The sequence below is a fragment of the Shewanella sp. SM74 genome, assembly GCF_025653725.1.
Taxonomy (GTDB): Bacteria; Pseudomonadota; Gammaproteobacteria; order Enterobacterales; family Shewanellaceae; genus Shewanella; species Shewanella oncorhynchi.
In genome coordinates, this window is record NZ_JAKKRZ010000009.1 from 59988 (window position 1) to 76634 (window position 16647).

The window sequence follows — 16647 nt, forward strand, 5'->3', positions numbered from 1 at the left end:
ATTTTAGCTATTGATAACAAAGTTTCATTCATTTGTTTGAAACATGCGTTTATCACTTCGGCGACTCTAGAAGTGGCGGGCATTCTCGCCAAGAGGAAAAAGAGACTCATGTTGGAATATCAAGCAGCAAAAGATTTACTCAAGGGCAAGACAATTTTAGTCACAGGCGCTGGTGCTGGCATAGGCCGAACCGCCGCCATTGAGTTTGCAAAACACGGCGCCACTGTGATTTTACTTGGTAAAACAGTGAAAAAATTGGAAGCAGTTTACGACGTAATAGAACAAGCCGGTTATCCCAAACCTGCCATAGTGCCATTGGATCTTAAGGGCGCAACGGAACAAAATTATCGCGATATGGGCGATACCATAGCCGAGCAATTCGATCATTTAGACGGCTTATTACATAATGCTAGCTTACTCGGTGCCTTAGGTCCGTTTGAACACATAGATATTCCATCACTCGAAGACGTGCTCAAAGTGAACGTCACGGCCCAAGTCATGCTAACTAAAGCATTACTACCTGTGATGCGCCAAGCACCCAGTGCATCGATTATCTTTACGTCGAGCAGTGTGGGTCGTCAAGGCCGCGCTTATTGGGGACCTTATGCCTTCTCTAAGTTTGCCACCGAAGGCATGATGCAAGTTCTCGCCCATGAATGCGATGGCACCTCAGTTCGAGTTAACAGCATCAATCCTGGAGCTACCCGCACTGAGATGCGCGCTAAAGCGTACCCTGCAGAGAATCCACTGGATCTCAAAACCGCTGAAGAGATCATGCCGACCTATCTCTATTTGATGGGTCAAGATTCTAGTGCCGTCAACGGACAGCAGTTTAACGCACAGTAATCGAATCGCTTATTGAGTTTCTGCCGGTATGATTCAGCAATATTAAAGGGCCTATTTATGGCTCTTTATTATTTTAGATATTCTCAAAATGAAACCCAGAACTTGTCGATGATATTAAGTACGACAAAGATACCGCACCGCCAATCCTAGCTTAACTGAATTTTTGCAAAATAAATCATCGTTTTAGCTTTGGCGACTCTGTTTGACTCATCAAGCGAATTTTGTGTATCCAGCTGTGAGTCAGCTAACTCATGGCTGGAGTAATAACTTACCCACAACTCATTTCCGTCAATCACAACGCCCGCATAACTAGTATCGCCCTTCGATGGCAGTGTCAGTAGTTCTTGAACCACGCCAGTATCTGGATGAATTTCAACTAAAGCCGTACGAACTTGCTCATCGTATAAACGCACTACAGCCAACAAACGGGATTGATACATCAACATCACTGGCCCACCAATGCGCTTATCGAGTTCTTGCCATTGCCAATCAGTGAATGGCATTTGACTGCGGCCGAGTAAACCGACAAATTCTGGGCCCCATACGGGATCGCGCCTCAATAGACAAAAGCCGTTTTCTTGATGAAAAACAATGGCAGTTTCGTTGACATAACCTTGATTATTAAACACCTTTAACCAAGTCTCAAACTGCACCCCATCATCACTTTTATACAAGCGGGTATCGCCATCAGGCCCAGCACGATAACCCACGCCATAGAGTGCATTTTGATGCTCGGTTAAGCGCCATAACCAATAGCCTTTATCCGCGACTTTTAACGCATCCGACCACGCTAGCCCATTGACTGAGCGCCAAAGATGTGATTGTAAGCCGGACTTATCGTGTAAAGTCCCGCCGCCGAGTAAGAGTAATTCTCCTTGATACTCAATCAGTTTGCCATCGCGTAAATCCGCCTCATCCGAACGGATCAGCGCCACGCTCTGCCAAGTGTCGCCTAAATCCGCTGAGCGTAGAATTCGTAGCGCACCATCGGGTGACACATGGGCAGTCCCTTCACGGAAAACGCAAAACAGTGCCCCCTGAAACGTGATTAAATCGGTAAACGCATTATGGGCAGCGTGCTCCCAAATCCGTTTCACTGAAATTAGCTTCATTCATTCACTCCTCAATCCAACTGAGACTTGTTATAACATAGCTGCAAATAACAGAAAGCAAAAAGGCCGCTTAGCGGCCTTTTTCATTGGGATAAAACAACTTAGCTGCGCTGACGCGATGGCTTAGGTTTTCCCGATCCGGTCACTTTATGCTTACGTACGGCGCGGCGAATTTTAGCACTCTTCACCTGAGCACGGGCTACGCTGTGTTTATCGGCAGCAAGCATAGTACGAGTTTCGGGCTCAAGACCCGCCAGCTTACGCAAGTAGTTAACTTGCTCTACGGGCAATTCAACCCAGCCACCACGAGGCAGTGATTTTGGTAGTTCGACCATACCATAACGAATACGGATCAAACGACTCACCTGTACTTCTTGGGATTCCCACAAACGGCGCACTTCACGGTTGCGACCTTCGCGTAAACACACATGCCACCACTGGTTCATCCCTTCGCCGCCCGCTGGTTTGATGCTATCAAACTGCGCAGGGCCGTCTTCTAACATGACGCCAGTACGTAAACGTTGCACTGTAGCCTCAGGGATTTCACCAAAGGTACGCACTGCGTATTCGCGGTCGACTTCGTTCGATGGATGCATTAAACGGTTCGCCAACTCACCATCTGACGTAAACAACAATAAGCCTGAGGTGTTAATGTCTAAACGACCCACTGCTACCCAGCGTGAATCACGCACTTTAGGTAAGCGATCGAATACCGTTGGACGGCCTTCAGGATCTTTACGACTACAAATTTCGCCTTCAGGTTTATGATATGCCAGCACACGGCAAATCACGTCTTCGGCAGACTTTAACGAAATGGCTCTGCCATCGATACGCACTTTAGCATCAGCTTCAATACGATCCCCAAGGCTAGCAATTTCACCATCAATACTAACTCGGCCTGCAGCAATCCATGCCTCCATCTCACGACGGGAGCCATGGCCTGCACGGGCCAAGACTTTCTGCAATTTTTCACTCATTAGTATTTTGCTCTTCTGACTGTTCTGGCGATGATTTCAAACCTGAAAAAACCGCCTGCAATGACTCAGTATCCGACAGCGGCGGTAAATCCGCTAAGGTATCTAAGCCAAAATATGCTAAAAATTCTAAGGTAGTGGCATATAACGCGGGTCGCCCCGGTACTTCTTTATGGCCAACTACTTTAATCCAATGTCTATCTGACAAACTTTTTATGATGTGACTACTAATGGCCACACCGCGCACCTGTTCAATATCGCCGCGAGTCACAGGTTGACGATAAGCAATCACCGCCAAGGTTTCTAATGTCGCACGCGAATATTTAGGCGCTTTTTCTTGCCACAGAGGCTGCAAAAATGGACTCAAGACGTCTAAGGTCTGGAAGCGATAACCCCCAGCGACTTTCACAAGTTGCACACCTCTGTCTTGATAATCCTGCTGCAGCTCATCCAATGCAGCTTTTATTTTGTCTCTAGAAACCGTGAAATCCACCAATACAGTGTCTTTCAACATTTTCGCCGACAAGGGTTTCCCCAATACAAACAAACTCGCTTCAATAAGCTGTTTTAATTGAGTCGGATTTATCTGCATCAATTAATAGGCCTTAACGTAAATAGTTGAAAACGGCTCTGTTTGGTACAATTCGACCAATAATTCTTTGACTAATTCCATCAAAGCTAAGAAGGTGACTACCACGCCGGCACGGCCTTCTTCTAGGGTAAATAAACGTTCAAATGCCGTAAAATCTTCCGAGTTCAACATGGCTAAAATCTGGCTCATGCGCTCACGGGTCGATAACTGTTCACGCTTAACATGATGATCTTCATAGGCATCGATACGTTTGAGTACATCACCAAAGGCGCGGGCAATTTCAAACAACGAAACTTCTGGCGGGATCATTAACGGCTTAATGTCGGGTGCTGCCACTGCTTTGGCTTGAAATACATCCCGCTCGAGCCGCGGTAAATCATCGAGTTTTTGCGACGCTTCTTTAATCACTTCATAGGCTTTAAGCTGCCGAATAAGCTGTGCCCGTGGATCTTCCTCAACCTCATCTTCGGCCACCATACGCGGCAGCAGCAAACGGGATTTAATCTCTGCAAGCGTTGCCGCCATCACTAAGTAATCAGCGGCAAGTTCGATTCGAGCCTGAGTCAGCAACGTAATATATTCTAAATACTGCGCGGTGATTTGCTGAATGGGTAAATCGACAACGTCTAATTTTTGCTTACGGATCAAATATAAAAGCAAATCCAATGGCCCTTCAAAGGACTCGAGGAACACTTCCAATGCCTCAGGCGGAATAAACAAATCCAGCGGCATTTCGGTCATTGCCTGACCACGAATAACGGCTAAGGGTAAACTCTGTTGCGTGCCCTGCATCCGCTATTTTGCTCCGTTAACACTGCGCTATCCAACCTAGGCTAACGCCAAACGCGCGATTATACCTGTAAATCTACGGCGATAAAACTGCCAAATGTTGACTACCACTATCCGAATCACTTACCCGCATCCATTAGCGATAAATCTAATGTGGCAGATTTAGAGGAACGGCGTGATATCACCCGCGCCTTCACGTAAAATCTCGGCGCCATCTTCAGACATATCAATCACAGTCGTTGGTTTTTCGCCTAAATAACCACCGTGGATAATCACATCCACTTGATGCTCGAGCAAATCACGAATTTGTTCAGGATCAGACTCGGCAAATTCCGCATTCGGCATCACTAAACTGGTCGACATCAGCGGCGCATCTAAGGCTTCAAGTAACGCCAGTGCGATCACATTGTCGGGCACACGAATACCTATGGTCTTTTTCTTGTCATTTTGTAAGCGACGCGGTACTTCTTTAGTCGCTTTGAAAATGAACGTATAAGGCCCAGGCGTGCAACTTTTTAGGATGCGATACGCCTGATTATCCACTTTAGCGTAAGTCGCAAGCTCGGATAAATCACGGCACATCAAGGAAAAGTTATGATCGTTCTCAATTTGACGAATTCTCGCCATCCGCGTCATCGCGTCTTTCTCACCAATCAAGCAGCCTAAGGCATAGCCCGAATCGGTGGGATAAACAATTACACCGCCGCTTTTCAATACGGCAACCGCCTGACTTATAAGCCGCGTTTGCGGATTTACTTCATGTACATAAAAAAACTGACTCATGGTCGTTCCATCCAAGATCCCGATTGCCAGACCCAATCAATACCTTGGGGCTGATACAGATTTTTACCTAATTCTATCCAATTGCTCGGAAAGTGAAAATCACTCCCTATCGATGCGAGCAACTGGTTTTGGACACTCAGCGCCACAAGATTGGCCCTGTCGTCTAACGTTTGCTGGCCAAGCACCACTTCCATGGCATCTCCACCCGCTTCTTTAAATTCACGCACTAAGCGCTTAAGCCACTTAGCCGATAACTTATAACCACTGGGATGCGCCAACACGGCTAATCCACCTGCGTTATGGATGATATCAATGGCACTGCCCATATCACCCCAATTATTAGGCACATAACCAGTTTTACCGCGGGCAAGGTAGCGTTTAAAGACGCTCGGCATATCCACAGCATGACCATTTTCAGCCATCCAGCGAGCGTAATGTCCACGGCTCAATGCCGCATCCCCCGCCAACGCCTTAGCACCTTCGTAGGCACCTTCAATGCCAGCTTTAGCTAATCTATGACCAATTTCTTGAGCCCGTAATTCACGTAATTCACGCTGGTTTTCTAAAAATGCTAATAACGCTGGATTATCAGCATCGAAGTTAAGCGCCACTATGTGGATATCGTAACTGTTCCAGCGAGTAGAGATTTCCACGCCAGAAATCAATTTCAATGGAGTAGCTTGTGCCTGATTAAAGGCACGGGCTTCGGATAAACCAGCCACTGTGTCATGATCGGTAATGGCAAATAACTGCACGCCCTTTTCAAGGGCTCTGGCCACCAATTCAGACGGCGTTAACTGACCATCGGACGCGGTCGTGTGGCTGTGTAGATCAGCCAATATGCTTTGAGTATTCATGGCGCTATTGTACGCGAACTTGTTAACAAATGCGCTGTTATCTCGTATTTTGTGGCTGAGTAACATCAATTTTATGCATCATTGCAGCGAATAAATCGCAGGAAGTGAAAAATATTCAATTGACATTCAGCTCCAGCTAAGGTTTTCTATACACCAATTACTGAATTAGCGAGCCCCTTTTGAATGACACACATTAACGCTTCATTAAACATCATTTGGTGGTGGCACTTCCCAACGTAGCGGGTGGTGTGAAGCTCTGTGCTCATTTGAAAGTGACCAGAATCAACAAGAAGCCCGCAGAAATGCGGGCTTTTTTGTTAGGTGCGAAAAATGTCGGCAGACTCGGGTAAAAAAATTAAGAAAGCGAGATAACTCATGACGTTAAATACATTTTATCAGGTAGCTGGAGTATGAACATGCCCAAACAGACATTCGCACGCTCAAGCACACTCAAGGCGGCATTAACCTACCACAGCGATCCACTACGCTTATATCAGCACATCACCCAAGATGCGCCCCATACTATGTTGCTCGAATCGGCCGAAATCGACAGTAAAGATCACTTAAAAAGCATGGTAATGACCCATGCAGCCATGATGATCCGCTGTGACGGTTATCAACTGACCTTCACAGCACTGACCGACAATGGCACGAGTTTACTTGCTCCCATCGCGCTCTTTTTCAGTACTGCTGTGAATGTGGCCCGTGATAACTTGACCTTAGTGGTGACGCTACAAAAAGACACTCAGCTGCAGGATGAAGATGCACGCTTAAAATCGACCTCGCCACTCGATGGTCTGCGGATATTTATCCAGCAGATTGGTTGTGGCGCTCATACTGACAGCCAGACCAAGCCCGCCTTTGAGGACCTGTTTTTAGGTGGCGTGCTGGCCTACGACTTGATTGATACTGTAGAACCACTGCCCGCCGTACCGAACCGCGATAACGATTGCCCTGATTACTTATTTTACCTCGCTGAAACCTTAATCCTTATTGACCATAAACTGAAACAAGCTGACATCATTACCCATAATTTTAGTGGCGATTCCGACCAGTATGCCGCCATTACCGCAGCGCTAAGCGAGCGAGTTCAGCAGTTAAGCACACAATGTAAAACTCTGGGTAATTCACCTGCTGATATACCGACACTGGTCGCCATCGACGCAACTGAGCAAGTCAATATTTCCGATGAGGTGTTTAAACAAACCATTATCGATTTGAAAGAACACATTATTGCGGGCGATATTTTCCAAGTGGTGCCATCCCGTAGCTTTAGTTTGCCTTGCCCGAATACTTTAGGGGCTTATCGTGCCCTGCGTCTGACTAACCCAAGCCCTTACATGTTTTATTTCAGAGGCCAAGATTTCACGCTTTTTGGTGCATCACCAGAAAGTGCGCTCAAATTTGATGCCAGCAGTAATCAGGTGGAAGTCTACCCGATTGCAGGCACCCGCAAACGCGGTAAAACCGCCACGGGCGAGATTGATTTTGACTTAGACAGCCGTATTGAACTTGAACTGCGTTTAGATAAAAAAGAACTGTCGGAACACTTAATGCTGGTCGATTTAGCTCGCAACGATATCGCACGCATCAGCCAAAGCGGCAGCCGCAAAGTCGCCGAACTATTAAAAGTTGACCGTTATTCCCACGTGATGCACCTCGTCAGCCGTGTAACGGGTCAACTGCGCCAAGATTTAGATGCCCTGCATGCTTATCAGGCTTGTATGAATATGGGCACATTAGTGGGCGCACCAAAAGTACGTGCATCACAACTGGTACGCCAAGCAGAAAAAGCCCGCCGCGGCAGCTATGGTGGCGCTGTGGGTTACCTTAATGCCCTTGGTGACATGGACACTTGCATCGTTATCCGCTCCGCCTTTGTTAAAAATGGCACCGCCTTTATTCAAGCGGGCGCTGGCGTGGTATTTGATTCGGATCCACAAAGCGAAGCAGATGAAACCCGTCAAAAAGCCCAAGCCGTGATTTCAGCCATCAAGATGGGCGCTGGACTGCTAGTCAATGAATCGCCAGCAAATGAATCGTCAGTTCAATCCACTTTTGTGCCAAATAAATAGGAGCCAAATATGAAACTCTATCTACTCGATAACTTTGACTCCTTTACTTATAACCTAGTGGATCAATTTCGCAGTCTAGGTTGTGAAGTGGTGATTTACCGCAACGATGTTGCCGCCGACTATATCGCTGAAAAACTGCTTAACGAACAAGAGCCTGCAGCCCTAGTGCTATCACCCGGTCCTGGTGCGCCCCATGAGGCGGGATCTATGATGGCGCTTATCGCCAAAGTTGCGGGTAAGGTGCCTATGCTGGGCATCTGCCTTGGGCATCAAGCTATGGTGGAATATTACGGCGGTACAGTGGCACGCGCACCTTTTGTGGTACACGGCAAGGCGAGTCCGACTTTCCATGACGGTACTGGTGTATTTGCCGGTTTGCCCTCTCCCCTGCCCGTTGCCCGTTATCACAGTCTCGTCGCCACTCAAGTACCGGATTGCCTGCAAGTGATCGCAACCACTGACGCTATGCCGATGGCGATTTTGCACCCGCAGCATAGAGCCGTTGGGTTTCAGTTCCACCCAGAATCAATTCTGACGACGTTGGGCAGCACACTGCTCATTCAAACCTTGGCATTTCTAACCCAAGACATGACAGCAGGAGTAAATGCATGAGTACAAACAATATTCAGCCTTTGCTCGATGTTTTATACCAAGGTAAGAGTTTAAGTCGTGAACACACCTTTGAGATTTTTAGCGCGTTAATTCGCGGTGAAATGAGTGAAGCCACTATGGCTGGAATGTTAGTCGCGCTCAAGATGCGCGGCGAAACCATTGATGAAATCAGCGGCGCCGCCGATGCGATGCGCGCCGCCGCCAAGACGTTTCCCTACTCGAATGGCGATAACCTTAGCAATGGAATCGTTGACATAGTTGGCACGGGTGGCGATGGCTTTAATACCATTAATATTTCCACCACTGCGGCCTTTGTTGCCGCGGCGGCGGGCGCCAAGGTCGCCAAACACGGCAATCGTAGCGTGTCGAGTAAATCGGGTTCATCGGATCTTTTGGCGCAGTTTGGCATTGACTTAACCATGTCACCAGACACCGCCAGTCGTTGCCTCGACGCATTGAACCTGTGCTTTTTATTTGCGCCCCACTACCACGGCGGAGTAAAACATGCGGGGCCGGTCAGGCAAGCACTGAAAACGCGCACTTTATTCAATGTGTTAGGGCCACTTATCAATCCTGCCCGCCCCGAATTTATGTTACTTGGCGTTTATAGCCCTGAGTTAGTCTTACCGATAGCGAAAGTATTAAAGGCGCTTGGCACAAAACGCGCTATGGTAGTGCACGGCAGTGGTTTAGATGAAGTCGCGCTGCACGGCAACACCCAAGTGGCCGAATTAAAAGACGGCGACATCATAGAGTATCAACTCACGCCCGCCGATTTAGGTGTGCCTTTAGCACAAATCAGTGACTTAGAAGGCGGCGAACCCGCGCAGAATGCCTTGATCACCGAGGCAATTTTGAAAGGTTGTGGCACAGATGCACATGCCAATGCGGTCGCCATCAATGCGGGTTGTGCTTTATATGTGTGTGGGATTGCTGATTCAGTGAAAACAGGAACCTTACTTGCGCTCAGTACCATACAAAGCGGTAAAGCCTTTGAATTGTTAAGCCAATTAGCTAAAGTCAGCAGTGAAACAAAGGAATAAGTGGCAATGACTCAAGAACTGATAACAAATAGCCAAGATATGAGAACTCAGCCACAGGCAGCAACAAACCCTATGCCAAAAAGTAATGTGTTAACCCGTATAGTCGATACCAAAGCGGCCCATATTGCCGTCCTGAAGCTGCGTTTCCCCGAGGCAAGCTTGTCGCCAAAAATCTCTGACCGCAGTTTATTTGCCGCACTCAAAGCGCCCAAGGCGGGTTACATTTTAGAATGTAAAAAAGCCAGCCCGTCCAAAGGGCTTATCCGCGATGTGTTTGATGTCGAAGCCATTGCCGATATTTACGGAAAATATGCGGCGGGCATTTCGGTATTAACCGACGAGCAGTTTTTCCAAGGGGATATGGACTATATCCCTAAGGTGCGCGCTCGGGTGAACCAACCTATTCTGTGCAAAGATTTTTTTGTCGATGAATACCAAATTAAACTCGCCGCCCACCAAGGCGCCGATGCCATTCTGTTAATGCTATCCGTACTCGATGATGCGCAATATCACCGCCTAGCGAAAGAAGCCGCTAAGTATCAACTCGATGTGCTGACCGAAGTCAGTAACGAAGAAGAACTTAAACGCGCCATCGCATTAGATGCGCCGATTATCGGGATCAATAACCGTAACTTAAGGGATTTGAGTACCGATCTCGCCACCACAGAAGCCTTAGCGCCACACGTTGGCAGCGACCGCGTGGTGATCAGCGAATCAGGCATCTACAACAATGAGCAAGTACGCCGCCTGAGCCCACTGGTCGATGGTTTCCTCGTCGGTAGTTCGATAATGGCCGAAGCTGATATCGACTTAGCCTGCCGTAAATTGATCTTCGGTCACAATAAAGTCTGCGGCCTCACCCGCATGGAAGATATTCGCGCCGCAGCAACGTCAGGCGCCGTCTATGCCGGGCTGATTTTTGCTGAAAAATCCCCACGCGCGTTAACCCTTAATGCCGCTGAACAATTGCTCAGGGAATATCGCGCATCCGCGGCTCCCGCCATTGAATTCGTCGGCGTGTTTGTTAATGCCGCGCCAAGCACCATTACGGATACCGCAGCCTGTTTGCAGTTATCTGCCGTACAGCTGCATGGCACTGAAACTGAACTTGAAATCGCACAACTCGCAGAGCGACTTGAGCAAGCGGGACTCACAACTCAAATTTGGAAAGCCGTCAGCGTCGATGCACAAACGGGTGAGCTTGGTAACATACCTCAGGGAGCATCGCGATATCTCTTTGATAGTAAAACGGCAGACCAATTTGGCGGCTCAGGCCAAGCCTTTAATTGGCAAAGCATTGATGTGAAATCCCTCTGCCCACAAAAAGCCCATGCCATGTTGGCTGGCGGACTCAACGCCGACAATGCGGCCAGTGCCAATGCCCAAGGATTTTACGGTTTAGATTTTAATTCTGGCCTAGAAACCGCCGCAGGAATTAAATCGGCGCAACTGATCCAAACGGCTTTTGCCCATTTACGTCTCTAGCCTATCGCGCTAAGCAAGAAGCCCTAGATGCTGTTGGTGCAGGACAAGAGTGATGCTCAACAAACAATATGAACCTATTAATGCCAGTGGCCAAATAGATAACGATGCGGTTAACCCCAAGACGCTGTTAGCACTATCAAGCCACTGACAAACTGATTGATAAGATAAGGAAAAAGGTATGTCAAAGTTAAAGCTTAACCCTTATTTCGGCGAATACGGCGGCATGTATGTGCCACAGATTTTAGTGCCAGCCCTTAAGCAATTAGAAACTGCCTTTGTGGAAGCGCAGGAAGATGAAGACTTTAAAGCCGAGTTTACCGATTTATTGAAAAACTATGCGGGTCGCCCAACAGCACTGACCTTAACCCGCAATTTAAGCCCAAATCCTATGGTGAAAATCTACCTTAAACGGGAAGATTTACTCCACGGCGGCGCCCATAAAACCAACCAAGTGTTAGGCCAAGCCCTGCTGGCTAAGCGCATGGGTAAAAAAGAAATTATTGCCGAAACCGGTGCAGGACAACACGGCGTTGCCACCGCCCTTGCCTGCGCGCTATTAGGCTTAAAATGTAAAGTCTATATGGGCGCGAAAGACGTTGCGCGCCAATCACCTAACGTATTTAGAATGCGTTTGATGGGTGCGGAAGTGATCCCTGTCACCTCAGGTTCTGCCACCCTAAAAGATGCCTGTAACGAGGCGATGCGCGACTGGTCTGGCAGCTACGAAAAGGCCCACTATCTCCTAGGCACAGCTGCGGGGCCACATCCGTTCCCAACCATAGTGCGTGAATTCCAACGCATTATTGGCGAAGAAACCAAGAAGCAAATGCTGGAACGTGAAGGTCGACTGCCCGATGCTGTTATCGCTTGTGTTGGCGGCGGTTCCAACGCTATCGGCATGTTTGCTGACTTTATCGACGAACCAAGTGTCGAACTGATTGGCGTCGAACCTGCGGGTAAAGGCATAGACACGCCAATGCACGGCGCGCCGCTTAAACACGGTAAGACTGGTATTTTCTTCGGCATGAAAGCGCCTTTGATGCAAGACAGCGAAGGGCAAATCGAAGAATCTTACTCGATTTCAGCCGGATTGGACTTCCCCTCCGTTGGCCCGCAGCACGCGCATCTTAATGCCACAGGCCGCGCCCGTTATGAATCAGCTACCGACGATGAAGCCTTAGAAGCCTTCCAACAACTGGCGCGCTGTGAAGGGATTATCCCCGCATTAGAATCGGCGCATGCTATCGCCTATGCCGTCAAAATGGCGCGCGAGTGCACCAAAGAAACCATTTTAGTGGTCAATCTTTCCGGTCGTGGCGACAAAGATATTTTCACCGTTTCTGACATTTTGAATGGTAAAGAGGAATAATAAACATGAGTGACACGTCTACCAACACTGGCCGTTACCAAGCCACCTTTGCCAGACTCAACGCCGAAGGCCGTGGCGCTTTTGTCCCCTTCGTCACCCTTGGTGATCCTAGCCCTGAGTTATCGCTAAAAATTATCGATACCTTAGTGCAAAACGGTGCCGATGCCTTAGAACTGGGCTTTCCGTTTTCCGATCCCTTGGCCGATGGCCCTGTGATCCAAGGCGCTAACCTGCGTTCTTTAGCCGCTGGCACAACTCCAACGGCGTGTTTTGAATTACTGGCGCAAGTGCGCGCTAAATATCCTGAACTTCCAATCGGTTTGCTGCTGTATGCGAACTTGGTGTTTGCTAACGGCATAGATGCGTTTTACGCCAAAGCGCAGCAAGCGGGTGTGGATTCAGTACTTATCGCCGATGTTCCAGTGGAAGAATCAGCGCCCTTTAGCGAAGCCGCTAAAGCCCATGGTATTGCGCCGATTTTTATCGCGCCGCCCAATGCTGACAGTGAAACCCTGGAGCAAGTGAGTAAAAGTGGTGAAGGTTACACCTATCTCTTATCCCGCGCAGGAGTCACAGGCACAGACACGAAAGCTGGCGTGCCGGTAGAGGAAATTTTATCTAAATTAAAAACCTTTAACGCCCCACCACCGCTCCTCGGTTTTGGTATTGCCGAGCCTTCACAGGTAAGCGCCGCCATCAAAGCGGGCGCTGCGGGGGCGATTTCTGGCTCTGCCGTAGTAAAAATTATCGAAACCCACCAGCACGATGAAGTTAAGCTACTTGCAACGCTTGGGGAATTTACTCGCGCAATGAAGGCTGCAACCTAAGCGAGTCTTGATTTAAATAATCCAATATAAATCAAGAATTCAATTACAAATAAAATAAGTGAGGTAGACTCATCGCCTCGCTTATTTTGTTTATATTTACCAAGCTCTATGTTTATTCAGCCTTTATCTCCCTCAAACATAATCTATCAAGGCAATACTGACACTCACCCAGTACTACACTGACAGCGTATTTATTTAGTCACAGTTCCTCGATAGAATGCCCTATCGAAGAAAAACGGACTTTTTATGCAGTATCGGATCTATATTCTCGAATTAACGCCTTGGGGCTGTGGTTTTGAAGGTGAAGTTGCAGGTAAATGCGATAATGGTGCGCCAATTTGGTTTTACTACCAAGGTAGCGATCAGCAGGCCGAAATTCGCTTTCCGGTTAACCAATGGGTCACAGTTGAATTGCTTGGCCGATTAGCAAGTGCCAGTCTTCAAGCTGATATGATTAAACAAACGCCACACCAGCATCTGAAATTCCCGTTGCATAACTGTCACTTTGAAGCTTCGGGACAAATCATCGACATCAGCCAAACACCCGAAGATACAATTTACCTGTTGCAATCAAATCTACCGCTCCCCTTTGATAATGAACTGGGAAAATCCCCTATCTCGCTAGGCCATTGGGTTAATGTAACAGGCGAACTTTGGGTAACAAATTGGATGAATTAAGTCGATAAAAAAAGGTATAGTGCTAGCCTGTAACAAATCATTCGCCTGATACATATCCATTAGAGGATCCGATGACCGTTTCTAAATCTTTACCCGATAACAAACCCCGTACTTTTTTGGGAACACCCAAATTACCGGCCAAGTATGCCACTGTGGTGATGCCATTTTTTCTCTCTATTCTCATGAGTTGTATCGTTTCTGGGATCAGCACTTTCAATGGCGTTGGCGCTTCACCGCAATTTCTCGAACTCTGGCTCGGCGCTTGGCTGATCTCATGGGTTGTCGCCTTTCCGACACTGCTGATGGTGTTACCTTTGGTGCGTAAAATCACAGCTCATTTTGTCGATTTACGCTAGTTTTACGACTTAATCTTCCGATTTAACTATTTTATTTCAAAGCCGTTTTAGGACGGCTTTATCTTGAACTCCTTCTCTTATGCGTACAGCGACTAAAAATTACATCGATAATTGCTCGATCTGTTACCCTGCCCATATTCACTTAAACTAAAACAGTACGACCTACACCATACCAATCGTATTAAATCAAAGCGCTCATTGAGCCTCCTGTCCACGCTTTACAATGGATTTACACTGACCGTTTAGCGGCACCTATGTTTATTGTATAAGGATGACATGACTCCCACCTAAATCAATTTTCCTCTGCTCTCGAACCAACTCAAGCATTAATGTAACCCACTGTATTTATATCTTTTATAAAAATAGAGCTCGTAAAACCCTAAATGATATATCCCCAAAACGCTGCCTAATTATCACCCCTTTATCATTTACTTATTTGTACCATTAACCGTATCCGCCCCCCTTATTTATCAGTTAAAAGTATTAACCTACAGCCCCACTCAAATGAGAATGGTTTGCATTTGAATATTTTCACATGCTAATTTACCTACCGTTGTCGGGACAGAGACAGCAGGAAATGGCCTAAGGACTGAGCTAAAAATAGCGAGTTGATCAACGCAAGATAAATAGCCAAACAGTCTATTTTGATAACCGCATTCACTTTGATTTGTGTCCTTAGGTAACTGATTACTGGATCGGCAACGCGCAGTAGCATGTTGCCAAGGAGGCGTAAGTGAGTACACAGCAAAGGGAAATGGATCGCGAAATCTTTGATCTACTTGGCATAGGCATTGGCCCATTCAATCTTGGCCTCGCCGCCTTATCAGAACCTATTGACGGCTTTAACTGCTTATTTTTAGATGCTAAAACCAGTTTTGACTGGCATCCAGGCATGCTACTCAAATCCTCAAGATTGCAAACACCCTTTATGTCGGATCTGGTGACTATGGCCGATCCCACCAGCCGCTACAGTTACCTTAATTTTGCCAAGCAAACGGGCAGGCTTTATCCCTTTTATATTCGTGAGAATTTCTTTTTACCTCGCCACGAATACAACTTGTATTGCCAATGGGTGAGCCAACAACTCAGCAACCTTAAATTTGGTTTTAAGGTCACTCAAGTGGATTACAACGCAGGTGAAAGTATTTATCGAGTTACAGGTTTTGATAGGCGCAGTGGTAAAACCCATACCTATCAATCCCGAAAGCTAGTGCTAGGCACTGGCACTGAACCTTATCTACCAAAAGATTGCCCAATCCAAGATGCACGGGTCATGCATACCGCCAGTTATATGCAGCAAAAAACCTACCTGCAGAGTCAGAGTGCCATCACAGTAATTGGTAGTGGCCAGAGTGCGGCGGAAGTGTTTTACGATCTACTGCAAGATATTGATACCTATGGTTATCAACTCAATTGGATGACACGATCAGCGCGTTTTTATCCCTTGGAATATACCAAGCTTACTTTAGAGATGACCTCGCCAGATTATGTCGATTACTTCCACGAGTTGACCCCTAATCAAAGATGCTCACTGATCGCCAGCCAGAAACAGCTCTACAAAGGGATAAATTCTGAGCTGATAAACGACATTTACGATTTGTTATATCAAAAGCGCCTATTGGCCGATTTTCAATGCCGACTGATGACGAATGCGGCGCTGACTCATATCGAGCCCCAAGCCAATATGCTCAAGTTGCATTTCCACCACAATGAAAAAAATCACACCTTTGAGCAAGAAACGGGCGCCGTTATTTTAGGCACAGGTTACCACTATCGTTTACCCGAGTTTATCAGTGGTATTAAGCAACAAGTCGAATTCGATGACGCCGGACAACTTAGCGTGCAGCGTGATTACAGCATAGATATTCGAGGGGATATTTTTGTCCAGAATGTCGGTTTGCATACCCATGGGATAAGCTCTCCAGATCTGGGTATGGGCTGTTATCGCAACGGCACCATCTTAAAAGCCGTGCTCGGTTATGCGCCCTACCACATTGAGGAACATATCGCGTTTCAAACCTTCGATCCGGCCAAACTTGCCAGTCATCAGCCCTGCGGCGCCAATGCAATTAACACGCTGGATCTTAATCCAAGACATTTTTCTAAGGCGCCGCACAGAAAAACTCAAGTTGATGCGCCACAAACTATCCCTCCAACCAAGATTCCAAGTTCTGGCGCAAGTTCAACCGTGAGTTCAGGCGCGGGAACCAATATGCCGGTCTTAATGGCGCCGAACCAGGAGGCATAAT

General features: G+C 47.3%; 16 protein-coding genes and 1 other annotated feature. Of the genes, 10 read left to right on the forward strand and 6 right to left on the reverse strand.

The window, feature by feature from the left end; genetic code table 11:
- The first annotated feature begins 108 nt into the window (after window positions 1-108).
- On the forward strand, window positions 109-846 hold the full coding sequence (locus L5M49_RS11380; protein WP_028760989.1) for a YciK family oxidoreductase: 738 nt from the start codon (window positions 109-111) through the stop codon (window positions 844-846).
- A 146-nt stretch (window positions 847-992) separates the two neighbouring features.
- Here L5M49_RS11380 and L5M49_RS11385 read toward each other — a convergent pair whose 3' ends face one another.
- The 6 genes from L5M49_RS11385 to rnm form a co-directional block, all read right to left on the reverse strand.
- Complete coding sequence (locus L5M49_RS11385; protein ID WP_263266095.1) at window positions 993-1958, reverse strand: exo-alpha-sialidase; 966 nt, start codon at window positions 1956-1958, stop codon at window positions 993-995.
- A 101-nt stretch (window positions 1959-2059) separates the two neighbouring features.
- The gene (gene rluB, locus L5M49_RS11390) at window positions 2060-2935 is read right to left on the reverse strand and encodes a 23S rRNA pseudouridine(2605) synthase RluB (protein ID WP_028760991.1); all 876 of its coding nucleotides are present in this window, start codon (window positions 2933-2935) and stop codon (window positions 2060-2062) included.
- Window positions 2928-3524, reverse strand: coding sequence for an SMC-Scp complex subunit ScpB (gene scpB, locus L5M49_RS11395; protein WP_028760992.1), 597 nt, complete (start codon window positions 3522-3524; stop codon window positions 2928-2930). The genes rluB and scpB overlap by 8 nt, the downstream gene beginning before the upstream one ends.
- A gap of 3 nt (window positions 3525-3527) precedes the next feature.
- Window positions 3528-4316 (reverse strand): segregation and condensation protein A, encoded by a 789-nt coding sequence (locus L5M49_RS11400; RefSeq protein ID WP_105252121.1) that lies wholly within the window; start codon window positions 4314-4316, stop codon window positions 3528-3530.
- Window positions 4317-4475: 159 nt separating this feature from the next.
- Window positions 4476-5096, reverse strand: coding sequence for an L-threonylcarbamoyladenylate synthase (locus L5M49_RS11405; RefSeq protein WP_028760994.1), 621 nt, complete (start codon window positions 5094-5096; stop codon window positions 4476-4478).
- Window positions 5093-5953: an RNase RNM gene (rnm, locus tag L5M49_RS11410; protein WP_263266096.1), complete on the reverse strand. Its 861-nt coding sequence runs from the start codon at window positions 5951-5953 to the stop codon at window positions 5093-5095. Before rnm ends, L5M49_RS11405 begins: the two co-directional genes overlap by 4 nt.
- Before the next feature lie 210 nt (window positions 5954-6163).
- Window positions 6164-6271, forward strand: a sequence feature (Trp leader region).
- Window positions 6272-6369: 98 nt separating this feature from the next.
- Here rnm and L5M49_RS11415 point away from each other — a divergent pair.
- The 9 genes from L5M49_RS11415 (at window position 6370) to L5M49_RS11455 (ending at window position 16646) form a co-directional block, all read left to right on the forward strand.
- Window positions 6370-8028, forward strand: coding sequence for an anthranilate synthase component 1 (locus tag L5M49_RS11415; RefSeq protein WP_263266097.1), 1659 nt, complete (start codon window positions 6370-6372; stop codon window positions 8026-8028).
- Between the two features lie 9 nt (window positions 8029-8037).
- Window positions 8038-8640 carry an aminodeoxychorismate/anthranilate synthase component II gene (locus L5M49_RS11420; RefSeq protein WP_263166032.1) on the forward strand — a complete coding sequence of 201 codons (603 nt, stop codon included), beginning with the start codon at window positions 8038-8040 and terminating at the stop codon, window positions 8638-8640.
- On the forward strand, window positions 8637-9683 hold the full coding sequence (gene trpD, locus L5M49_RS11425) for an anthranilate phosphoribosyltransferase (RefSeq protein WP_173244113.1): 1047 nt from the start codon (window positions 8637-8639) through the stop codon (window positions 9681-9683). The genes L5M49_RS11420 and trpD overlap by 4 nt, the downstream gene beginning before the upstream one ends.
- Before the next feature lie 6 nt (window positions 9684-9689).
- Window positions 9690-11168 (forward strand): bifunctional indole-3-glycerol-phosphate synthase TrpC/phosphoribosylanthranilate isomerase TrpF, encoded by a 1479-nt coding sequence (gene trpCF / locus L5M49_RS11430; protein WP_263266098.1) that lies wholly within the window; start codon window positions 9690-9692, stop codon window positions 11166-11168.
- Between the two features lie 178 nt (window positions 11169-11346).
- The gene (gene trpB / locus L5M49_RS11435) at window positions 11347-12537 is read left to right on the forward strand and encodes a tryptophan synthase subunit beta (RefSeq protein ID WP_105252117.1); all 1191 of its coding nucleotides are present in this window, start codon (window positions 11347-11349) and stop codon (window positions 12535-12537) included.
- Window positions 12538-12542: 5 nt separating this feature from the next.
- Entirely contained in the window at window positions 12543-13364 is an 822-nt protein-coding gene (gene trpA, locus L5M49_RS11440; RefSeq protein ID WP_263266099.1) for a tryptophan synthase subunit alpha, read from the forward strand.
- Between the two features lie 246 nt (window positions 13365-13610).
- On the forward strand, window positions 13611-14042 hold the full coding sequence (locus tag L5M49_RS11445) for a glycerate kinase (protein WP_105252115.1): 432 nt from the start codon (window positions 13611-13613) through the stop codon (window positions 14040-14042).
- Between the two features lie 71 nt (window positions 14043-14113).
- Complete coding sequence (locus tag L5M49_RS11450; protein WP_263211476.1) at window positions 14114-14398, forward strand: DUF2798 domain-containing protein; 285 nt, start codon at window positions 14114-14116, stop codon at window positions 14396-14398.
- A 733-nt stretch (window positions 14399-15131) separates the two neighbouring features.
- A complete protein-coding gene (locus L5M49_RS11455; protein ID WP_263266100.1) occupies window positions 15132-16646 on the forward strand; it encodes a lysine N(6)-hydroxylase/L-ornithine N(5)-oxygenase family protein in 1515 nt (504 codons plus the stop codon).
- Window position 16647 lies beyond the last annotated feature (1 nt).

Bases quoted from the DNA above. Each gene is read 5' to 3' on its own strand.
- L5M49_RS11400 (WP_105252121.1), bottom strand. From the start codon at position 4,316: ATGCAGGGCACGCAACAGAGTTTACCCTTAGCCGTTATTCGTGGTCAG.
- trpD (WP_173244113.1), top strand. From the start codon at position 8,637: ATGAGTACAAACAATATTCAGCCTTTGCTCGATGTTTTATACCAAGGT.
- trpB (WP_105252117.1), top strand. From the start codon at position 11,347: ATGTCAAAGTTAAAGCTTAACCCTTATTTCGGCGAATACGGCGGCATG.
- trpA (WP_263266099.1), top strand. From the start codon at position 12,543: ATGAGTGACACGTCTACCAACACTGGCCGTTACCAAGCCACCTTTGCC.
- L5M49_RS11385 (WP_263266095.1), bottom strand. From the start codon at position 1,958: ATGAAGCTAATTTCAGTGAAACGGATTTGGGAGCACGCTGCCCATAAT.
- rnm (WP_263266096.1), bottom strand. From the start codon at position 5,953: ATGAATACTCAAAGCATATTGGCTGATCTACACAGCCACACGACCGCG.
- L5M49_RS11405 (WP_028760994.1), bottom strand. From the start codon at position 5,096: ATGAGTCAGTTTTTTTATGTACATGAAGTAAATCCGCAAACGCGGCTT.
- trpCF (WP_263266098.1), top strand. From the start codon at position 9,690: ATGACTCAAGAACTGATAACAAATAGCCAAGATATGAGAACTCAGCCA.
- L5M49_RS11380 (WP_028760989.1), top strand. From the start codon at position 109: ATGTTGGAATATCAAGCAGCAAAAGATTTACTCAAGGGCAAGACAATT.
- rluB (WP_028760991.1), bottom strand. From the start codon at position 2,935: ATGAGTGAAAAATTGCAGAAAGTCTTGGCCCGTGCAGGCCATGGCTCC.
- L5M49_RS11450 (WP_263211476.1), top strand. From the start codon at position 14,114: ATGACCGTTTCTAAATCTTTACCCGATAACAAACCCCGTACTTTTTTG.
- L5M49_RS11415 (WP_263266097.1), top strand. From the start codon at position 6,370: ATGCCCAAACAGACATTCGCACGCTCAAGCACACTCAAGGCGGCATTA.
- L5M49_RS11420 (WP_263166032.1), top strand. From the start codon at position 8,038: ATGAAACTCTATCTACTCGATAACTTTGACTCCTTTACTTATAACCTA.
- scpB (WP_028760992.1), bottom strand. From the start codon at position 3,524: ATGCAGATAAATCCGACTCAATTAAAACAGCTTATTGAAGCGAGTTTG.
- L5M49_RS11445 (WP_105252115.1), top strand. From the start codon at position 13,611: ATGCAGTATCGGATCTATATTCTCGAATTAACGCCTTGGGGCTGTGGT.